2 protein-coding genes are annotated in these 2567 nt (G+C 28.3%); both read left to right on the top strand.

The genetic code is table 11. From position 1 onward, the window contains the following. Positions 1 to 114 precede the first annotated feature (114 nt). Complete coding sequence (gene istA / locus ACQRD5_RS16970; RefSeq protein ID WP_427747098.1) at positions 115 to 1662, top strand: IS21 family transposase; 1548 nt, start codon at positions 115 to 117, stop codon at positions 1660 to 1662. Positions 1663 to 1732: 70 nt separating this feature from the next. Next, positions 1733 to 2500 carry an IS21-like element helper ATPase IstB gene (gene istB, locus ACQRD5_RS16965; protein WP_294365166.1) on the top strand — a complete coding sequence of 256 codons (768 nt, stop codon included), beginning with the start codon at positions 1733 to 1735 and terminating at the stop codon, positions 2498 to 2500. Positions 2501 to 2567: the final 67 nt, after the last annotated feature.

Genomic DNA, 2567 nt, shown 5'->3' with positions numbered 1-2567 from the left:
CACAAACTGTTATTGTTCCAGAAAATAATTTAAAAACTGTCCGCTAGTATTTTCCAATACTTTTATACACATAATATTTGGTAATAATATTAGGTATAAAAGGAAGTGCGGAAGGTGATTCATTTGAACAAGAAAAAAGAAATAATTTTAATGTATATTAGAGATGGTAGATCTCAAAGACAAATTAGTAAAGAAACAGGGGTTTCTAGAGAAACTATTCGAAAATATATTAGGGATTATGAAGAAAAGCTATCAGAATTTAATGAGAATCTCACAGAAGAAGATAAAACTAATATTATAGATGCTATTACTTCTAAACCTAAGTATACTCCTTCTCCAAGGAAAAAAAGAGCTTTAACTAATGAAGTCATAGATAGAATAAAATACTTCTTAAAAGAGAATGAGCAAAAGAGATTAACTGGCCTATCTAAGCAACAAAAAAAGAAAATTGATATGTATGAAACTTTGATTGATGAAGGCTTTAATGTTAGCTACGCATCGGTTATTAATGCTGTTAATTCCATTGAAAGAAAACGTCGCGAAGCCTATATAAGGCAAGAATATTCTCCAGGAGACATAGTTGAATTTGATTTTGGAGTTGTAAAAATAAATATGCCTAATGATGTTATAAAGGAATTTCAACTTGCTATATTTACTACGGCATATGGTAATTTTAGATGGGCAAGATTATTCCCAAAACAAAATACAGCCTGCTTTCTAGAAGCCCATGCACAATTCTTTAAATCTATTAAAGGTAATCATAGAACTGTTGTATATGATAATACTAGGGTTGCAGTTTCAAAATTTGTTGGATTAAAAGAGAAAGAGCCTACAGAAGCATTACTTAAACTTTCTTTATATTATAAGTTCGATTATAGATTCTGTAATGCTTACAGGGGAAATGAAAAAGGTCATGTTGAAAGAAGTGTTGAATATATAAGAAGAAAAGCATTTTCAGATGCTCGTGTGTTTAACACACTTACCGAAGCCAATATTCATCTTGATGAAGTGCTAAAGAAATTAAATTCAAAGCTGCTTTCTAGAATTAATAAATCACCACTAGAGTTATTAGAAGAAGAACGTGAGTATTTATTACCTGATATGCCTTTATACGAAACGGCAAGCATTGCCGATTTAAGAGTAAGTAAGTACTCAACAATAATAGTTGATTCATGCTATTATTCTGTACCTGATATTCATGTTGGGGCAATGGTCCGATGTAAGATATATACTACAAAAATTATAATATTTTATAATAATGAAGAAATCGCTCGCCATAATAAAATTTATGGAATGGGATTATGGAAAATAGATATACAGCATTATGCTAGAACACTATTTAGAAAACCTAGAGCTTTAGTAAGTAGTACTGCTTTTAAGCAGATGGATGATATATTAAAAAAAATATATACTCAGTATTTTAAAAATAATGATAAGGATTTTGTTAAATTAATTGAATTAGTTGGCACTTACGGTCTTGATACTATAGATAATGCACTAAATAAGTTAATTGAAGTTTGTCCAACTAACATAAGCGTTGATAAGATTGAATTTATTTGTTCTAGAAAAAATGATTCTAATATTATATATCTTGAAGATTATAACGATGAAATAATTACTAATTCTATAAATATGCTAAATGAATTTAATAATTTTCTTTAATATAAATACAAAAATAAATTTTTATACATATAATTAGTTACTAAAGAACTATACAAAGGAGTAAAGATAAATGGAAGCTAGAAGCTCATTTATAAAAGAGATAAAAAATTATGCTGAAGAAATGAAACTTAGTGTCATTAAAAGTGATATAGATGTAGCAATTGAAGATGCTACCGCAAATAACTTTAGTTATGATGAATTCTTATATAGACTTCTTCAAAAAGAATGTGATATTCGAAAGTATAATCTAACTCAAAGTAGAATTAGAATTGCTAATTTTCCTTATAAAAAATACCTTGAAGATATTTCAATTAAAGATTTACCTTCTGATGCACAATTAAAGTTAAAACATTTAAGTAGCTTGAAATTTATTAAAGATGGTCAAAATGTAATATTATCCGGCAACTGTGGAACAGGCAAAACTCATATAGCTATCGCACTCGGTATTAAAGCTTGTTTAGATGGATATAAAGTATTATTTACAACTGTACCACTTTTTATTACACAATTGAAAGAATTAAAATCAAATAAAAGCCTCCGAGCTTATCAAAGTAAGTTATCTAAATATGATTTAGTAATATTAGATGAGTTTGGATATATTTCTGCCGATAAGGAGGGGGCGGAACTACTATTTACCCATATATCATTAAGAGCTGGGCAAAAATCAACAATTATAACAACAAATCTATCCTTTGATAGATGGGGAGAAATATTTGGTGATCCGGTTATGACTGCTGCGATGACTGATAGATTAACCCATAAATCTTATGTGGTTAATATGAATGGAAACTCTTATAGAGTTAAAGAAACTAAAGCTTGGCTAGATACCTTAAATTAGCAAATTACAAAATTTGGTGGAAAGGTTTTTAATTAATAGAGTGCAAAAAAATTATGTATAAAATACA

Source organism: Clostridium sp. SGI.024 (assembly GCF_050315195.1).
Lineage (GTDB): Bacteria > Bacillota > Clostridia > Clostridiales > Clostridiaceae > Clostridium.
Note: the sequence above shows the minus strand (reverse complement) of the source record. Positions and strands in the feature narration are given on the sequence as shown.